This is a genomic window from Diaphorobacter sp. MNS-0 (genome assembly GCF_019602835.1).
In the GTDB taxonomy this organism is placed as follows: Bacteria; Pseudomonadota; Gammaproteobacteria; order Burkholderiales; family Burkholderiaceae_C; genus Diaphorobacter; species Diaphorobacter nitroreducens.
In genome coordinates this window covers 3,146,762-3,163,493 of record NZ_CP080761.1, presented here as the reverse complement: position 1 = coordinate 3,163,493, position 16,732 = coordinate 3,146,762, and the positions used below count along the sequence as shown (strand labels likewise).

The 16,732-nt window shown below is 68.5% G+C and carries 14 protein-coding genes; 6 read left to right on the top strand and 8 right to left on the bottom strand.

The features are described 5' to 3' along the window. Positions 1–3 precede the first annotated feature (3 nt). From nadA to K2L43_RS15055, 6 genes are all read left to right on the top strand, one after another. The gene (gene nadA / locus K2L43_RS15080; protein ID WP_220637897.1) at positions 4–1,128 is read left to right on the top strand and encodes a quinolinate synthase NadA; all 1,125 of its coding nucleotides are present in this window, start codon (positions 4–6) and stop codon (positions 1,126–1,128) included. A 56-nt stretch (positions 1,129–1,184) separates the two neighbouring features. Beyond that, positions 1,185–2,987 (top strand): chorismate-binding protein, encoded by a 1,803-nt coding sequence (locus K2L43_RS15075; RefSeq protein WP_220637896.1) that lies wholly within the window; start codon positions 1,185–1,187, stop codon positions 2,985–2,987. A gap of 333 nt (positions 2,988–3,320) precedes the next feature. Next, positions 3,321–6,611 carry a diguanylate cyclase gene (locus tag K2L43_RS15070; RefSeq protein ID WP_220637895.1) on the top strand — a complete coding sequence of 1,097 codons (3,291 nt, stop codon included), beginning with the start codon at positions 3,321–3,323 and terminating at the stop codon, positions 6,609–6,611. A 9-nt stretch (positions 6,612–6,620) separates the two neighbouring features. Further along, complete coding sequence (locus tag K2L43_RS15065) at positions 6,621–7,040, top strand: ATP-binding protein (RefSeq protein WP_220637894.1); 420 nt, start codon at positions 6,621–6,623, stop codon at positions 7,038–7,040. Between the two features lie 33 nt (positions 7,041–7,073). Then, positions 7,074–7,367, top strand: coding sequence for a hypothetical protein (locus K2L43_RS15060; protein WP_220637893.1), 294 nt, complete (start codon positions 7,074–7,076; stop codon positions 7,365–7,367). 180 nt (positions 7,368–7,547) lie between these two features. Further along, complete coding sequence (locus tag K2L43_RS15055; protein WP_220637892.1) at positions 7,548–9,023, top strand: class I SAM-dependent DNA methyltransferase; 1,476 nt, start codon at positions 7,548–7,550, stop codon at positions 9,021–9,023. A 48-nt stretch (positions 9,024–9,071) separates the two neighbouring features. Here K2L43_RS15055 and K2L43_RS15050 read toward each other — a convergent pair whose 3' ends face one another. From K2L43_RS15050 to K2L43_RS15015, 8 genes are all read right to left on the bottom strand, one after another. Further along, positions 9,072–9,707 carry a tRNA-uridine aminocarboxypropyltransferase gene (locus tag K2L43_RS15050; RefSeq protein ID WP_220637891.1) on the bottom strand — a complete coding sequence of 212 codons (636 nt, stop codon included), beginning with the start codon at positions 9,705–9,707 and terminating at the stop codon, positions 9,072–9,074. 78 nt (positions 9,708–9,785) lie between these two features. Continuing rightward, positions 9,786–10,145, bottom strand: coding sequence for a 5-carboxymethyl-2-hydroxymuconate Delta-isomerase (locus K2L43_RS15045; protein WP_220637890.1), 360 nt, complete (start codon positions 10,143–10,145; stop codon positions 9,786–9,788). 27 nt (positions 10,146–10,172) lie between these two features. Beyond that, entirely contained in the window at positions 10,173–11,366 is a 1,194-nt protein-coding gene (gene bioF / locus K2L43_RS15040) for an 8-amino-7-oxononanoate synthase (RefSeq protein WP_220637889.1), read from the bottom strand. Then, positions 11,363–12,043: a dethiobiotin synthase gene (gene bioD / locus K2L43_RS15035; protein WP_220637888.1), complete on the bottom strand. Its 681-nt coding sequence runs from the start codon at positions 12,041–12,043 to the stop codon at positions 11,363–11,365. The genes bioF and bioD overlap by 4 nt, the downstream gene beginning before the upstream one ends. Beyond that, positions 12,040–13,407 carry an adenosylmethionine--8-amino-7-oxononanoate transaminase gene (bioA, locus tag K2L43_RS15030; protein WP_255580463.1) on the bottom strand — a complete coding sequence of 456 codons (1,368 nt, stop codon included), beginning with the start codon at positions 13,405–13,407 and terminating at the stop codon, positions 12,040–12,042. Before bioA ends, bioD begins: the two co-directional genes overlap by 4 nt. A gap of 244 nt (positions 13,408–13,651) precedes the next feature. Beyond that, positions 13,652–14,032, bottom strand: coding sequence for an aspartate 1-decarboxylase (panD, locus tag K2L43_RS15025; protein WP_047349779.1), 381 nt, complete (start codon positions 14,030–14,032; stop codon positions 13,652–13,654). A gap of 51 nt (positions 14,033–14,083) precedes the next feature. Continuing rightward, positions 14,084–15,673: an L-aspartate oxidase gene (gene nadB / locus K2L43_RS15020; RefSeq protein WP_047349780.1), complete on the bottom strand. Its 1,590-nt coding sequence runs from the start codon at positions 15,671–15,673 to the stop codon at positions 14,084–14,086. 135 nt (positions 15,674–15,808) lie between these two features. Beyond that, complete coding sequence (locus tag K2L43_RS15015; protein WP_220637887.1) at positions 15,809–16,669, bottom strand: ScpA family protein; 861 nt, start codon at positions 16,667–16,669, stop codon at positions 15,809–15,811. Positions 16,670–16,732 lie beyond the last annotated feature (63 nt).

Sequence of the window (16,732 nt, the reverse complement as noted above, 5' to 3'; positions counted from 1 at the left end):
GCCATGACCACGATACCCATCAAAGACGTGGAGTACGAGCAGCCCGTCGCGGGCGCCGATGGCGCGGTGTGCTCCACCCGCCATGCCTGGGCGCGCGTGCCGCCCGAGCCCTCGCCCGCCGAGCGCGCGGCGCTCAAGGACCAGATCCGCCGCCTGCTCAAGGAAAAGAACGCGGTGATGGTGTCGCACTACTACGTGCACCCCGATTTGCAGGATCTGGCCGAAGAAACTGGCGGCATCGTCAGCGACAGCCTGGAGATGGCCCGCTTTGGCCGCGACCACCCGGCGCGGACACTGGTGGTGAGCGGCGTGCGCTTCATGGGCGAGACGGCGAAGATTCTGAGCCCGGACAAAACCGTGCTCATGCCCGACCTGGACGCCACCTGCTCGCTGGACCTGGGCTGCCCGATCGACGAGTTCAGCGCGTTTTGCGACGCGCACCCCGACCGCACCGTGGTGGTCTATGCCAACACCAGCGCCGCCGTGAAGGCGCGTGCCGACTGGCTGGTGACCAGCAGCTGCGCGCTGGACATCGTGCGCGCGCTCAAGGACGCGGGCCACAAAATCCTGTGGGCGCCCGACCGCCACCTGGGCGACTACATCCGCCGCGAAACCGGCGCCGACATGGTGCTGTGGAACGGCGCCTGCATCGTGCATGACGAGTTCAAGGCCTTTGAGCTGGAAGCCCTGAAAAAAGAGCACCCCAACGCCAAGGTGCTGGTGCACCCCGAAAGCCCGGCCGACGTGATCGCGCTGGCCGATGCCGTGGGCTCCACCAGCGCCATACTGAAGGCGGCGCGGACGCTGGATGCGCGTGAGTTCATCGTCGCCACCGACAACGGCATGATGCACAAGCTGCGCAGCCTCAACCCGGACAAAGTCTTCTACGAGGCTCCCACCGCCGGCAACAGCGCTACCTGCAAAAGCTGCGCCCACTGTCCGTGGATGGCCATGAACGGCCTGGCCGGCGTGGCCCATGCGCTGCAGACCGGCGCAGGGGCCATCACGGTGGACCCTGCGCTGATTCCGCGCGCGCGCCAGCCCATCGACCGCATGCTGGCCTTCACGGCAGCCCTTCACAGCGGGCAGCCCGCGGGCGCACTGGTACCGCATATCGGCGCGGCTTGATGCTTTTGTTTTGATAGCTGCTGGCGCATGTCTTTTCTGCGCTTCGCCCTGATTTCATGCTTACCCCGTCGCTGATCGATTTTGCCGACCCGCGCGACGCCGCCGCGCCGCGCCTGCGGCACGCCTTTGCCGCGCCGCGCCAGGTGCTGGCCGCCCGGCGGCTGGACGAAGTGCGCGGCGTGCTCGATGCGGTGCACGCTGCCGCCGCCGCTGGCCGCTGGTGCGTGGGCTGGCTGCGCTACGAGGCCGCGCCCGCGTTCGACCCGGCGCTGGTCGTGCGGGCCGACGCGCAGGAGGAGGGCGCGCCCGCGCTTGCGTGGTTTGCGGTGCATGACGCGCCGGCGCCCTGGCCCGCCGAGCCAGCGGGCGGCGCGGCGCACATCGACTGGGAGCAGGCCCTGCCGCGTGCAGCGTTCGATGCTGCGCTGGCGCAGATCCAGCAGGGCATTGCCGCGGGCCGCTACTACCAGGTCAACTACACCGCGCCGCTGGTGGGCACTTGGCTAGGCACCCGGCAGGGCGATGCTCGGGCGCTGTTTGCGGCGCTGCAGCGCGCCCAGCCCGGCGGCTATGCGGCGCACATCGACGATGGCGCCGGCACGCAGGTGCTGTCCGTCTCGCCCGAGCTGTTCTTTGACTGGCATGCGGCTCCGGGCGGCGTGGGCGACATACTCACCCGCCCCATGAAGGGCACCGCCCCACGCGGCGACACGCCCGGGCAAGACGCCGCCCTGGCCGCCGCGCTGCGCGCCAGCCCCAAAGAGCGTGCCGAGAACGTGATGATCGTAGACCTGCTGCGCAACGACCTGTCGCGCATCGCCCAGCCGCACAGCGTGCGCGTGCCCCGCCTGTTCCATACCGAGCCGCTGCCCACCGTCTGGCAGATGACGTCCGATGTGGTGGCGCGCACCCGCGCGGGCACGCGGCTGGCGGATGTGTTTGGCGCGCTGTTTCCGTGCGGCTCGGTCACCGGCGCGCCCAAGGTGGAGGCCATGCGCGCCATTGCCGCGCTTGAAGCGGCCCCGCGCGGCGTGTACTGCGGCGCCGTGGGCGTGGTGCGCCCCGACGCGGCGGGCGGGCCGGGCGCGATTGCCGCCACCTTCAACGTGCCCATTCGCACCGTGGAGCTGCACCCGGGCCAGGCCCGCTGCGGCATTGGCAGCGGCATCACGTCGGGCGCCACCGCAGAGGCCGAGTGGAACGAATGGCGCCACAAGCGCGTCTTTGTCGATCGCGCCAGCCAGCCCTTTGACCTGCTGGAAACCCTGGCGCTGGTCGATGGCCAGTTGCGCCACCTGGCCGACCACCTGGCCCGGCTGCAGGGCGCGGCCGCGCACTTCAATGTGCCGTTTGACGCCGCTGCCGTGCAGGCCAGCCTGCAGGCGCTGGCGGGCAGCCACCCCACGGGGGCCTGGCGCGTGCGCCTGCTGCTGGACGGGCGCGGCCAGCCGCGCGCCGAAGCCTTTGCCCTGCAGCCCACGCCCCAGCCGGTGCGCCTGCAGCTGGCCGATCGCCCGCTGGCGCAGGCACACAGTGAATTTGTGCGCTACAAGACCACGCGCCGCGCGCACTACGCGGCGTTTGCGCCCAACGCGCCCGGCGTGTTTGACACGGTGCTCTACAACGAAGCGGGCGAGATCACCGAAACCACCTTCGGCAACATCGCGCTGCTGCTGGACGGCCGCTGGGTCACGCCGCCGCTGGCCTGCGGCCTGCTGCCCGGCGTGGGCCGCGCCGTGGCGCTGCGCGAGGGCCGCCTGACCGAGGCCGTGGTGCGGCTGCAAGACCTGCCGCGGGTGCAGGGCCTGGCGTTTGTCAACAGCCTGCGGGGGTGGCTGACGGCTCGATGGGCGTCATGACTGCTGAAGCTGTGGGCTCCTGCCCTTGCCAATCAAAAGCGCGCAGCAATCAATGCCAGTCTTTCATCATCCAGTCATTGCCGCGAAAGCGGCAACCCAGTGTCCCTCCAGAAGGCCACAGAAAGCAGCCGTACCGGCTTTTTTGCAACAAAATGGAACTATTTCCACCAGTCTATGCGCTGGCGCTGCGGCTGCGGAGCCTTGACGGCTTGCTGCCTTGATCTGCGCCGCGCGGCATTCTTGAGCGCATGAGTCGATCTCTTCTTCACGCTTCGTTGCCGGCCCGACATCACCAGGCGGGCTTTTTGGGGGGGCGCAGTTCTGGTATTGCTGGTGTTTGCCGCTTACTGGGCCCAGTTGCTGGGTGACCACCAGGCGCGTCTGCAAGCGGCAGACAGTGATGCCCGCACGCGCGCAGTGCAGTTGTCAGCCAATGCGCAAGCCCATGTCAGCTCGCTGGTGGCCGGCCTGGAATACGTGGCCAAGACGCTGGCATCCACCTACGAGAGCGACCCCAAAGGCGCCTTTGTGCTGGCCGAGCGCACCGCGCGCAAGACCTTTGCGCACGACAGCATCACCCAGATCGGGGTGGCGGATGCGGAGGGGCGCATCGTGTATTCCAGCCTGGGCAAGCAGCCTGAAGGCGTGTCGGTGGCCGACCGCGAGTATTTCCGTGTGCAAGCACAGGGCGGACAGCCGCGGCTTTTCATCAGCCGGCCGCTGGTGGGCCGGGTGTCGGGGCAGTGGCTCGTGCAACTGTCCTACCCCATCATGCGGCAGGGCCGCTTTGCTGGCGTGCTGGCGCTGTCGGTGGCGCCCAGCCACTTCTCTCAGGGCTTTCACGACCTGTTTGGCAATGGCAGTGACGTGGCCATTCTGGTGCGTGACGACGGCAGCTACCTGACCATCTCGCATCCGCAGTTTGACGTGCTGGGCAAGTCGGTGCCGCAAGACCGGGGCTTCATCACTTCGCCCCAGGCGATGCACGGCGAGTACCGCGCCACCAACCCGATGGACGGGGTGGATCGCTATTACGCCTGGAGGCGGCTCAAGGCATACCCGCTGGTGGTCATCGTCGGGCTGGATCGCGATCGCGCCCTGGCGGCCGCGCGCAGTGCCAATCAGCAAAGCCTTTGGCGCAGCGGGGTGGGCAGCGCCGTCATCCTGGCGGCTTTGCTGGGCTTTGCGCTGCTGTTTCGGCGTACGCAACAAGACCGCGCGTTGCTTCAGGAAAACCGCCAGCGCTATTTGCTGGCGCTGGAGGGCGGCGCGCTGGGCGTGTGGGACTGGAGCCTGGCCAGTCAGCGCTTCAGCGTGGACCAGCATCTGGCCGGGGTGCTGGGCATGGCCCCTGACGGCATACAGCACAGCATCGAGGGTCTTCAGCCCCTGGTGCACCCCGACGACTGGCCCGCACTGCAAAGCCTGCGCGAGCAAATACGTCGCGGGCAGATCGACAGCTTTGCCCGCGAGCTGCGCATGCGCCACCAAAGTGGCCAGTGGCGCTGGCTGGACGTGCGCGGCAAGGTCAGCCAGCGCAACGCGGACGGACTGGCAGCGCGGGTGTTTGGCACCTTTTCTGACGTGACCGCCCGACGCGACGCCGAGGCCGCGCAGGCCGAACTGCAGGCGCGCCTGGCCAAACTGGTGGCGGCTGTGCCGGGCGCGGTGTATCAGTTTCGCCTCTGCTCCGACGGGCGCATCAGCTTTCCGTTTCTCAGCCCGGGCGTCATCAACGTGTATGGCGTCACGGCCGAGCAAGCCATGCAGGGTGACGCGCAACAACTGCTGCAGAATTTGCACCCTGAGGATCTGCAGCGCGTCAAGGAGGCCACGGCGGTGTCCGCGCGCGACCTCACGCCCTGGGAATGCGAATACCGCTACCTGCATGCCAATGGCGAGGTGCGCTGGCTGGCGGGCTATTCCCAGCCTGAGCGCGAGCCCGACGGCTGCACGCTGTGGCATGGCTATGTCCACGACATCACCGAGCAGCGCGCCACCCATGAGGCCCTGCGCCGCAGCGAAGAGCGCCTGCGCCTCACAACCGCCGCGGTGCGCGACGGCCTGTGGGAATACGACACCGCCAGCGGCTGCATCGAGTTTGATGCCCGCAGCCATGAGATCCTGGGCCATGCCGGCCGCGCCAACTGCATGGACTTTGCCGACTGGTGCCACGCCATCCACCCCAACGACCGCCCGCAGGTGCTGGCCGAGCTGCACCAGCAGGTTCAGGCGGGCGAGCCCTTTGCCCTGGAGCTGCGCCTGGGCACTGCCAGCGGCGACTGGTGCTGGGTGGAGCTGCGCGGCCAGGCGGCGCCCCTGCAGGACGCTGATGGCGAGCGCGTCATCGGCACCCTGACCGACATCACCCAGCGCCGCGCCGATGAGCACCTGCGCCGCGCCCTGCTGGACAACGCGGGCGCAGCCCTGGTGGTCACCGGCAACGACCGCGTCGTTCGGCTGGCCAACCAGCGCGCCGTGGAAGTCTTCGCGCCTGAAGGGCAGACCCTGGTGGGTGCCAGCATGCGCGTGCTGTACCTGGATGTGGCCGACTTTGACCACGCAGCCCGGCATTACTCTGAGATGCGCGAATATGGCAGCACCTGGGGCGAATACCTGTTGCGCACGGCCGAGGGCGAGCAGCGCTGGTTTGCCCTGAGGGGCACGCTGTTCGACCCGGACCAACCCGAGGGGCAGATCATCTGGACCCTGGTGGACACCACCGACCGCAAGCTGGCAGAGCAGGCGCTGACCAAGGCGCGTGCCCACCTGTTGGCAGTCATTGAACATGTGCCCGGCGGCGTGCTGGTGCACAACCTGGCCGGTGTGGTGGAAGTGGCCAACGAAGAAGCCTGCCAGCTGCTGGGGCTGCGCTCGCCGGCCGGCGCGCTGGTGGGGCTGGATGCCCAGGCATTGCAAAGCTTGATGCCGCCCGAAGTCCTCGGTCACTGGCAGGCGGCCCAGCAGGGCGCCCAGGTGGCAGAGTTGCGCGACGGCCGCACCCTCAAGTTCGAGCAGATACCCATGCGCAGTGCCGGCCAGGTCATCGGCCAGCTGTGGATCGTGCGCGACATTACCGAGCGCCGCCGCCACGAGCAGACCCTTCAGCACCTGGCCACAACCGACGCCCTGACCGGCCTGGCCAACCGGCGCGCCTTCATGGCGCGGCTGGAAGCCGAGCTGGAGCAAGTGGCTGAGGGCGGTGCGCCGGGCATGGTCGTCATGCTGGACCTGGACCATTTCAAGCGCATCAACGACACCTACGGCCACGCCGCCGGCGACCGCGTGCTGGTGCGCCTGGCGCAGATACTGCGCGGCCAGGGCTTGCGCCAGAGCGACCTGCCCGGGCGCCTGGGGGGCGAGGAATTTGCAGTGCTGCTGCCGGGCACCACGCCGGCCAATGCGCTGGCCGTGGCCGAGCGTCTGCGCCTGGCGCTGGAGCAAAGCGGCATTGACTCGGGCGAAGGTCACATCATCCGCGTCACCCTCAGCGCCGGCCTGGCACCGCTGGCTGGCGACGCCGAGCACAGTCTGGCCCTGGCCGACGCCGCGCTGTACGAAGCCAAAAACACTGGCCGCAACCGCGTGGTGCTGGCCGGCGTGCCCTCACCGGCCACCGCCTGAAGGACACCCATGACGCCCAAGACCCTGTCGGGTCCCCTGTACCGCCTGATCGAGCAGACCCATGACTATGTGCTGGATGAACTGGCCGAGGGGCTGACCTTGGCGCGATCGGGCTTTCGCACGGTGCATCGATATCCCGAGCGCGTCATCAAGGAGGCGATCACCAATGCCGTGATTCACCGCGACTACCGGCTCAATCGCGACATTCAGATCCGTATCTTCGACAACCGGCTCGAAGTGCTGAGTCCGGGGCTCCTGCCAGGCCGCATCACCGCCGCCACGATTCACAAGGCCGAATCGTTCGCCCGCAATCCCTTGCTGGCCAGCAATCTGCGGGAGTTTCCGGAGCCTCCAAATGTGGATGCCGGCGAAGGGGGCCGCATGATGTTCAATGTCATGCGCGCCAACAGCCTGTACCCGCCACAGTAGCGGGAACTTCGTGAGCAGACCCAAAAGGCCGTCATGGTGACCATGCTGAATGAAGAACGGCCGCCCATCTGGGAGCAGGTCAACGACTGGATGGATCGCCATGGGCCGATCAGCAACGGCCAGGTGTGCGCCATTTCGGACTTGGACACGTTGAGAGCCTCCAAGCTGCTGAGGCGCTGGGTGGAGCAAGGCTTGCTGGTGCCGGACCCCACCAAGGCCAAGCCCAAGCGCAACATGGTCTACCTCAAACCCGTCGCCGCGACCGGGAACGAGCCGGGTTTATTTGCCGGCACCGTGGATAACAACCCGGACGATATCGTTAACTGATTGAAATCATTGATGTTTTCAGAACGTTAATTATCCAGAGTGGGCAAGAACGACACACATGGGCCCTGCCGGACCGGAGGTCGTTTCTTATCCGTCGATCGGAAAAACAACCTGATGACTTCACCTAAGCAATTGAATTGATTGGATCTTTTCCGATCTTTGTTTTCCTGCGCCATCCGAATGAACACCTCCTCCTTCATCCAGAAAGTCTGGAACTTCTGCCACACGCTGCGCGACGACGGCGTGGGCTACGGCGACTACCTGGAGCAGCTGACCTATCTGCTGTTCCTGAAGATGGCCGACGAGTACGCGCAGGAGCCCTACAACCGCGACACCCGCATCCCCGCCCGGTACAACTGGGCCAGCCTGCGCAGCAGAACCGGCGAGCCGCTGGAGGCGCACTACCTGGCCACGCTGCACGCGCTCGGCCAGCAGCCCGGCATGTTGGGAGCGATCTTCTTCAAGGCGCAAAACAAGATCCAGAACCCGGCCAAGCTCTCGCGCCTGGTGCAGATGATCGATGAGCACAGTTGGGTGGGTATGGACGCCGACACCAAGGGCGACCTGTACGAGGGCCTGCTGCAGAAGAATGCCGAGGACACCAAGAGCGGCGCGGGCCAGTACTTCACGCCGCGCCCGCTGATCCAGGCCATGGTTGAGTGCGTGCGCCCCGAGCCGGGCAAGACGATTGCGGATCCGGCCTGCGGCACGGGCGGCTTCTTTCTGGGCGCCCACCAATGGCTGACCCGCCCCGGCGCCACCCTGAACAAGGCGCAGAAGGCCTTCCTGCGCGACCAGGCCTTTCACGGCCATGAGATCGTGCCGGGAACGCGCCGTCTGTGCCTGATGAACCTGTTTTTGCACAACATTGGCGAGCTGGACGGGGAGCCTGCGGTGGAGCGATCGGACGCGCTGATTGCCGAGCCGCAGCGCAAGGCGGACTACGTGCTGGCCAATCCGCCCGTCGGCAAGAAGAGCAGCATGACCATCACCAACGAGGAAGGCGAGGAGGACCGCGACGCGCTGACTTACGAGCGCCAGGACTTCTGGGAAACCACGTCCAACAAGCAGCTCAACTTTTTGCAGCACATCGTGAGCATGCTGAAGGTGGACGGCAAGGCGGCGGTGGTGCTGCCTGACAACGTGCTGTTTGAGGGCGGCGCGGGCGAGCGCATCCGGCGCAAGCTGCTGGAAAACTGCAACGTGCACACCATCTTGCGCCTGCCCACGGGCATCTTTTATGCGCAGGGCGTCAAGGCCAACGTGGTGTTCTTCGACAACGCGCCCAAGGATGGCCGCGTGCACACCGACGGCGTCTGGTTCTATGACCTGCGCACCAACAAGCACTTCACGCTGAAGACCCGGCCGCTGCGGTTCGAGGATCTGCAGGATTTCATCACCTGCTACCACCCGGAAAACCGCCATCAGCGCATCGCCACCGAGCGCTTTCGGTATTACCGCTATGACGAGCTGATCGCCCGGGACAAGGCCAGCCTGGACATTTTCTGGCTGAAGGACGAGGGTCTGGACAACCTGGATGATTTGCCGGCGCCCGAGGTGCTGCAGCAGGAAATCATCGAGCATCTGGAAGCCGCGCTGGCCGCCTTTCGGGACGTGGCCGCAGGCCTGCCGGGGCAGGGCGCTGCCACGCGGTGATGCAGCATCGGCCCAACGCGACCCAGCGCGACCCAGCCCAACGCGCCGCTACCGCCCCTGCCAAGCCGCCTGCTGCGCGACAAACCCATCAAACGCGCTGAGCAGCGGCGCAAACGCATCGGCGCTGCCTTCCAGCTGCGCCAGCGCCGCGCAGGTGGCCTCCAGGGTCGATAGCTGGTGAGGCTGGCGCGCTATGCGGACGCGGTAGCGCGAGACCGGCAGCGCGCGCAGCGGCAGTCGTGGCAGTTGCTGCAGCAGCGGGTTCAGGTGCAGCATCTTGCGGCTTTTGCGCCAGGTGCCGTCCAGCACCACCAGGCGCAGCCGCTCGGGCGTTTGCAGCAGCGCCGGGTTCAGCGGTGGCGGGGTGGCCAGGCCCAGGGCGGCATCGTGCGCCGATTCGGGGTACAGCAGCAGTGTCTGGCGCGGGGGCTCGGGTGCGTGGTGGGCGGTGAAGGGTGCGGTCAGCCAGTGCTGCAGCACGGTGGCGTCAAACTGTTCGCCCACCACCACGCGGCTGTGCGGCAGGCACAGGCGCAGCAGGCGGGCCGTACCCTTGGCCTGGTGCACCTCCAGCGGGTGCTGCAGGATCAGCACCTCGGTGCGGTGCGGCACCGCAGCCGTCCAGCGGCAGATGCACGCCCTGGGCGGACGCAGGCAGGCGGGGCAGCGGGGGCGCTGGGTCATCGTGAAACAGCGCCGCAGGCCGGGTGGGGATCAGCGCCGCAGCCCCGCGGCGTGCAAGCCATGGCGGTCACGGGCGGCTTACAGCCGCTCTTTGACGTAGGACGGACGATCCATGTCCACGATTTCCACACTCAGCTGCACCATCACGCCGGCCGGCCTGGGCGACAGGCGGCGCAGCACCTGGGCCACACGCTCGGACAGGTCTTTCTTGGCCTCGGGTGTGCGGCCCGACAGCAGGCGCAGCTGCGCATGCACGAAGGCGCGGTGGGCCGGCGCGGTGCCCACTTCGAACTGCGGCACCGCCGTGATGCGGCTCTTGAGGTCGGCCTCGTCGGCCACTTCGGGGCTGGCGCAGACGGCGGCGTTGAGTTCGGCCAGCGCCTGGGCTTCGGGGAAGCCGGCGAGGTTGCGGGAGTATTCGACGATCAGGTGGGGCATGGACAACCTTTGCGGGTGGTGAAAAAGTCAGGCGCGCCGGGGGCGCAGTTCGGCCAGGGCCTGCAGCAAGCGTGCCACATCTGCCGGGGTGTGGGCGGCCGACAGCGCAATGCGCAGCCGCGCCGTGCCCTCGGGCACGGTGGGCGGGCGAATGGCGGGCACCCACAGGCCGCGCGCGCGCAGGCCCTCCATCACGGCCAGCGCTTCGTCGTTGGTGCCGATCACCAGGGCCTGCACGGCCGTGCGCGACTCGCCCAATTGCCAGTGCGTGCCCTGCAGCAGCGGCGCCAGGCCGCCCCGCAGCTGTGCAATGCGCGCGGCCAGTTGCTCGCGGCGCCAGCCCTCGGCGGCAATCACCTGCAGGCTGGCCTGCAGTGCGCGCGCCAGTAGCGCGGGCGCGGCGGTGGCAAAGATGTAGCTGCGTGTTTTTTGCACCAGCCACTCGATGAGCGCGTCGGGCCCCGCAACGAAGGCCCCCGCCACGCCCGCGGCCTTGCCCAGCGTGGCCATGTACAGCACGCGCGGCGAGGCTGCTGCGCCGGTCAGGCCCGCCTCGGCCAGCGTGCCGCGCCCTTCGGGGCCCAGCACGCCGAAGCCGTGGGCGTCGTCGATCAGCAGCAGCGCATCGTGCCGCTCGCACAGCGCCAGCAGAGCGCGCACGTCGGCCACGTCGCCGTCCATGCTGAACACGGCATCGGTGATCACCAGCTTGCGCCGCGCGGGGCTGGCCGCCAGCAGGCGGCCCAGCGCGGTCAGGTCGGCGTGCGGGTAGCGGTGCACCGTGGCGCGCGACAGGCGGGCGCCGTCGATCAGGCAGGCGTGGTTGAGCTCGTCAGAAAACAACGCATCGCCCGCGCCCACCAGCGCGGGCACGATGCCCACATTGGCCGCAAAGCCCGCGTAGAAGTACAGCGCACGCGGCAGTTGCACGAAGCGCGCCAGGTCTTCTTCCAGAGCGGCATTGGCCTGGCTGTGGCCGCTGACCAGCGGCGAGCCGCCCGAGCCCACGCCAAACTCGCGTGCGCCCGCGCAGGCGGCTTCAGCCAACGCCGGGTGGCTGGCCAGACCCAGGTAGTCGTTGCTGCAAAACGCCAGCATGGGTGCGCCGTCCACCAGCAGGTGGGCGCCTTGTGCGGGCACCACGGCGCGGCGGCGCCGGCGCAGGTGGGCGGCGTCCAGCGCGGCGATGCGTGCGGGGAACTCATCGATCCAGGAGGTCATGTCCAGTCAGGGGGCAAGTGGTAGAGCGCGGCAAGGGCGCGTGCGTCGGGCTGGGGCTGGTGCGGCAGCTCGGCCAGCAGCGGCGCGCCCAGGTGCTGGCGCAGCCAGGCGATGTTGTCGTCGGGCGCCAGCATGTGCGGGTCCACCCGGTTGGCAACCCAGCCCGCCAGCGTCAGGCCGCGCGCGCGAATCGCTTCGGCGGTGAGCGCGGCATGGTTCAGGCAGCCCAGGCGCAGGCCCACCACCAGCACCACGGGCAGGCCCAGGGCCTGGGCCAGGTCGGCGCCGGTCTCGGTGTCGGACAGCGGCACATGAAAGCCGCCCGCGCCCTCTACCACCACGGCGTCGGCCAGCCGGGCCAGTTGCCGGTAGCTGTGCATGATGCCCGGGATGCTGATGCGCACCCCGGCGCGCGCGGCCGCGATGTGCGGCGACAGCGGGTCGGGCAGCAGCACGGGGTTGTCCAGCGCGGGCGGCACGGCCACGGTGGAGGCGGCGCGCAGGGCAATGGCGTCTTCGTTGGCCAGCTGGCCGCCGTGCAGCTCGGCGCCCGCGGCCACGGGCTTCATGCCCACCACGCGTGGGTGATGGCGCGCCAGCGCGTGCAGCAGCCCGGCCGATGCCAGGCTTTTGCCCACGCCCGTGTCGGTGCCGGTGATGAACAGGCCCCAGGTCATGGCAGGCGCTCCTCGGTGGGGGCTGCGGCACCGGCTTCCTCGGCCAGCGTGGCGTTCAGCGCGGCCAGTGCGTTGACGGCCAGGTGCTGCACGGCCTCGTCGTCCAGCACGTAGGGCGGCATGGCATACAGCGTGGTGCCAATGGGCCGCAGCAGCAGGCCGCGCGCCATGGCGTGGCGGTGGTAGCGGCGGGCGAAGTCGGGCAGGGTGGTGTGCACGTCCCAGGCCCAGATCATTCCCTGGCGGCGCGCATGGCGCACGCGCGGGTGCTGCGCCAGCGGCACGCAGGCCGCGTCGATGGCTCGCGCCAGATGCACGTTGCGCGCCAGCGCATCGGTCTGCTCGAACAGCTCCAGCGTGGCCAGCGCAGCGCGGCAGGCCAGCGGGTTGCCGGTGTACGAGTGCGAGTGCAAAAAGCCGCGCGCCACGTCGTCGTCGTAGAAGGCGGCGTAGATGTCATGCGTGGTCAGCACCGCCGACAGCGCCAGCGTGCCACCCGTCAGCCCTTTGGACAGACAAATGAAGTCCGGCCGTATGCCCGCCTGCTGGTGCGCAAACATGCTGCCCGTGCGGCCAAAGCCCACGGCGATCTCGTCGGCCACCAGGTGCACCTCGTAGCGGTCGCACAGCGCGCGCGCCTGGCGCAGGTATTCGGCGTCGTGCATGGCCATGCCGGCCGCGCACTGCACCAGCGGCTCCAGGATCAGCGCGGCGGTGGTGGCGTGGTGCTCGGCCAGCCAGGCCTCCAGCGCGGCGGCGGCGCGTAGGGCTACTTCACGCGCCGATTCGCCAGGCTGCGCGGCCCGCGCATCGGGGCTGGGCGCGGTGGCGGCCAGGCGCACCAGCGGCGCGTAGGCCGTGCGGAACAGGGCAATGTCGGTCACGGCCAGCGCGCCCACGGTTTCGCCGTGGTAGCCGCCGGCCAGCCCCACGAAGCGGCTCTTGTCCGGGCGGCCCTGGTTGCGCCAGTAGTGCGCGCTCATCTTGAGGGCGATCTCGGTGGCGCTGGCGCCGTCGCTGCCATAAAACGCATGGCCCAGGCCGGTGAGCGCGGCCAGGCGCTCGGACAGCTCCACCACCGGCGCGTGCGTGAAGCCTGCCAGCATCACATGGTCAAGCCGCGCCAGCTGGTCGGCCAGTGCCGCCTGGATGTGCGGGTGGCCGTGGCCGAACAGATTGACCCACCAGGAGCTGATGCCGTCCAGATAGCGCCGGCCGTCGCTGCCATACAGCCAAGGCCCCTGGGCGCGCGCGATGGGCACGGGCGGCTCGGCCTCGTGGCGCTTCATCTGCGTGCAGGGGTGCCAGACGCTGGCCAGGCTGCGCGCGGCCAGGGTGTCGGTGGTGTGGGTGGTGGCCTGCACGGCGGTAACCCTAGAAACGGCAGTTGGGCGCGCTTGCCAGCGCCGTGATCGACGTGGCAGGCAAGGCGCGACGACGCGGCGGGCTCATGCCCGCAAGAAGGAGCAACGCCGCATGGCGCGGCGAGCGCGGTGCTGGCGAGTGCGTAGCGCGCTCACCACGCAGGTGAGTCGTGCCGAAGCGGCAAAAGTCAATACACATGCGGCTTTCCTGATGGTGGCAAGCGGTCAACTGCCGTTTCTAGGGTCAGAGCGCCTGCGTGGGGACGTGGTGGCGCAGCTCGGTCTGGCGGTTTTTGTCATCGACAAACACCAGTTGCGGCTGATGCGCGGCGACATGGTCTTCGTGCACCTGGGCAAACGCGGCAATGATGAGCAGGTCGCCCACGGCGGCGCGGCGCGCGGCCGAGCCGTTCACCGAGATCATGCCGCTGCCGCGCTGGCCCTTGATGGCGTAGGTGACGAAGCGCTCGCCGTTGTCGATGTTCCAGATGTGGATCTGCTCGTTCTCGGCGATGTTGGCCGCGTCGAGCAGGTCTTCGTCGATGGCGCAGGAGCCTTCGTAGTGCAGCTCGCAATGGGTGGCGGCCACGCGGTGGATCTTGGACTTGAGCAGGGTGCGGAACATGGGGGCAAATCTCCTTGAACGTGAAAAACGTGGGGGCGGTGGCGCGGCGTTCTATCGCACCGGCGGCACCAGGATGGTGGGGGCGGCCGGGGCGGCCATGCCCGGCCAGTCGCGGCTGAAGTGCAGGCCGCGGCTTTCATGGCGCATTTGCGCGCTGCGCACGATCAGGTCGGCCACCTGCACCAGGTTGCGCAGCTCCAGCAGGTCGCGCGAGATGTGGAAGTGCGCATAAAACTCGTGAATCTCATCCTGCAGCAGCGCAATGCGGTGCGCCGCGCGCTCCAGGCGTTTGTTGGTGCGCACGATGCCCACGTAGTCCCACATGAAGCGGCGCAGTTCGTCCCAGTTGTGGGAGATGACCACCGACTCATCGGCGTCCTGCACGCGGCTGTCGTCCCAGCGCGGCAGCGCCGGAATCTGCGCGCGGGGTGCGGCCGCGATGGCCTGCGCCGCCGCGCGGGCAAACACCATGCATTCGAGCAGCGAGTTGCTGGCCAGGCGGTTGGCGCCGTGCAGGCCGGTGCAGGCCACCTCGCCCACGGCGTGCAGGCCGGGCAGGTCGGTGCGGCCGGACAGGTCGGTCAGCACGCCGCCGCAGGTGAAGTGCGCCGTGGGCACCACGGGAATGGGCTGGCGCGTGATGTCGATGCCCAGGCGGGCGCAATGCGCCAGGATGTTGGGGAAGTGCTCGTGCAAAAAGGCCGGGCTTTGGTGCGAGATGTCCAGGTGCACACAGTCCAGGCCGTGCTTTTTCATCTCGAAGTCGATGGCGCGCGCCACCACGTCGCGCGGGGCCAGCTCGGCGCGCGCATCGTGCTGGGGCATGAAGCGCGTGCCCCCGGCCGATGGCGGCAGCAGCAGCCGCCCGCCCTCGCCGCGCACGGCCTCGCTGATCAGGAAGGACTTTTCGTGCGGGTGGTACAGCCCCGTGGGGTGGAACTGGATGAACTCCATGTTGCCCACCCGGCAGCCCGCGCGCCATGCCGCGGCAATGCCGTCGCCCGTGGCGGTGTCGGGGTTGGTGGTGTACAGGTACACCTTGCCCGCGCCGCCGGTGGCCAAAATGGTGTGCGGCGCGCAAAAGGTCAGCACCTGGTCGGTGGCCTCGTCCAGCGCGTACAACCCCAGGCAGCGCGTCTGGCCAGGCAGGCCTAGCTTGGCGCTGGTGATCAGGTCCACCAGCGTGTGGTGCTCAAATACCGTGATGCCGGGCGTGGCGCGTACCACGTCGATCAGCGTTTTTTGCACGGCGGCGCCCGTGGCGTCGGTGGCGTGCACGATGCGCCGCGCGCTGTGGCCGCCTTCGCGCGTCAGGTGCAGCGCGCCGCCTTCCTGCGAAAAAGGCACGCCCAGGCCTTGCAGCCAGCGAATGGCGGCGGGCGCGCTTTCCACCACGAAGCGCGTGGTGGCCAGGTCGCACAGGCCGGCGCCGGCTTCCAGGGTGTCTTCGATGTGCGCGGCAAAGCTGTCGTCGTCGGCCAGCACGGCGGCAATGCCGCCCTGGGCCCAGCCGCTGGAGCCGTCTTGCAGCTGGCGCTTGGTGATCACGGCCACGCGGTGCGTGGGCGCCAGGTGCAGCGCGGCAGACAGGCCCGCCAGGCCGCTGCCTACGATGAGAACGTCGAAGTCATGAGATGCCATAGAAGGTATCAGTTGCCGTTGAGACGGGCGCTGCGCCATGCCAGGGCCACCGTGGAACTGGCTTCGCCAGGCCGCCGGTGGCGTCCCCCTCCCGCGCAGCGAGAGAGGGGAAGCGGCGCAGCCGCTCAGGGGGTGTCATACGGGTGTATAGGCCAGGCGCACGTAAATCGGTGCGAACGCCTCGGCCTGGGTGATTTCGATCAGGGTTTCCTTGGCCAGCTCCAGCAGGGCGATGAAGGTCACCACCAGCACGGTGCTGCCTTTTTCGGGCTGGAACAGATCCTCGAACGGTGCAAAGCGCCGGCCCTGCAGCGCCTTGAGCACATGGCTCATGTATTCGCGCACCGACAGCTCCTCGCGCGTGATCTTGTGGTGCTGCACCAGCTTGGCGCGCCTCAAGATGTCGCGCCAGGCTTCCTGCAGGTCGGTCAGGCTCACGTCCGGAAAGCGCGGCTGCAGGCTCTGCTCGATGGTGACCTGCGCGCGGAGGAAGTCGCGGCCGTACTGCGGCACCTGGTTCAGGCGCATGGCGGCCAGCTTGATCTGCTCGTACTCCAGCAGGCGGCGTACCAGTTCGGCGCGCGGGTCCTCGGGCTCGGCGCTGCCTTCCTGCTTCTTGGGCGGCAGCAGCATGCGCGACTTGATCTCGATGAGCATCGCCGCCATCAGCAGGTACTCGGCCGCCAGCTCCAGGTTGCGGCTGCGGATCTCCTCCACGTAGCCCAGGTACTGGCGTGTGACATCCAGCATGGGGATGTCCAGGATGTTGAAGTTCTGCTTGCGGATCAGGTACAGCAGCAGATCCAGCGGGCCTTCGAAGGCCTCCAGGAACACCTCCAGCGCGTCGGGCGGGATGTACAGGTCCTGCGGCAGGGCGAACAGGGGCTCGCCATACAGGCGCGCCAGCGCCACCTGGTCCACCACCTGCGGCAGGCCGTCGCCAGAGGCCGGCGGCGCACCGTCGGCGGCAGTCGCGGCGAGACGCGGGGCGGCCATGGAGCTTACTATTTATTCAATAGCTGCCAGCGCTTGCTGCATGGGCGCTGGAGCCTGATTTGA

What these genes read in the sequence shown, in the direction of transcription:
- nadA (WP_220637897.1), top strand. Translation starts at nt 4, where the DNA reads ATGACCACGATACCCATCAAAGACGTGGAGTACGAGCAGCCCGTCGCG.
- K2L43_RS15075 (WP_220637896.1), top strand. Translation starts at nt 1,185, where the DNA reads ATGCTTACCCCGTCGCTGATCGATTTTGCCGACCCGCGCGACGCCGCC.
- K2L43_RS15065 (WP_220637894.1), top strand. Translation starts at nt 6,621, where the DNA reads ATGACGCCCAAGACCCTGTCGGGTCCCCTGTACCGCCTGATCGAGCAG.
- K2L43_RS15060 (WP_220637893.1), top strand. Translation starts at nt 7,074, where the DNA reads ATGGTGACCATGCTGAATGAAGAACGGCCGCCCATCTGGGAGCAGGTC.
- K2L43_RS15055 (WP_220637892.1), top strand. Translation starts at nt 7,548, where the DNA reads ATGAACACCTCCTCCTTCATCCAGAAAGTCTGGAACTTCTGCCACACG.
- K2L43_RS15050 (WP_220637891.1), bottom strand. Translation starts at nt 9,707, where the DNA reads ATGACCCAGCGCCCCCGCTGCCCCGCCTGCCTGCGTCCGCCCAGGGCG.
- K2L43_RS15045 (WP_220637890.1), bottom strand. Translation starts at nt 10,145, where the DNA reads ATGCCCCACCTGATCGTCGAATACTCCCGCAACCTCGCCGGCTTCCCC.
- bioF (WP_220637889.1), bottom strand. Translation starts at nt 11,366, where the DNA reads ATGACCTCCTGGATCGATGAGTTCCCCGCACGCATCGCCGCGCTGGAC.
- bioD (WP_220637888.1), bottom strand. Translation starts at nt 12,043, where the DNA reads ATGACCTGGGGCCTGTTCATCACCGGCACCGACACGGGCGTGGGCAAA.
- panD (WP_047349779.1), bottom strand. Translation starts at nt 14,032, where the DNA reads ATGTTCCGCACCCTGCTCAAGTCCAAGATCCACCGCGTGGCCGCCACC.
- nadB (WP_047349780.1), bottom strand. Translation starts at nt 15,673, where the DNA reads ATGGCATCTCATGACTTCGACGTTCTCATCGTAGGCAGCGGCCTGGCG.
- K2L43_RS15015 (WP_220637887.1), bottom strand. Translation starts at nt 16,669, where the DNA reads ATGGCCGCCCCGCGTCTCGCCGCGACTGCCGCCGACGGTGCGCCGCCG.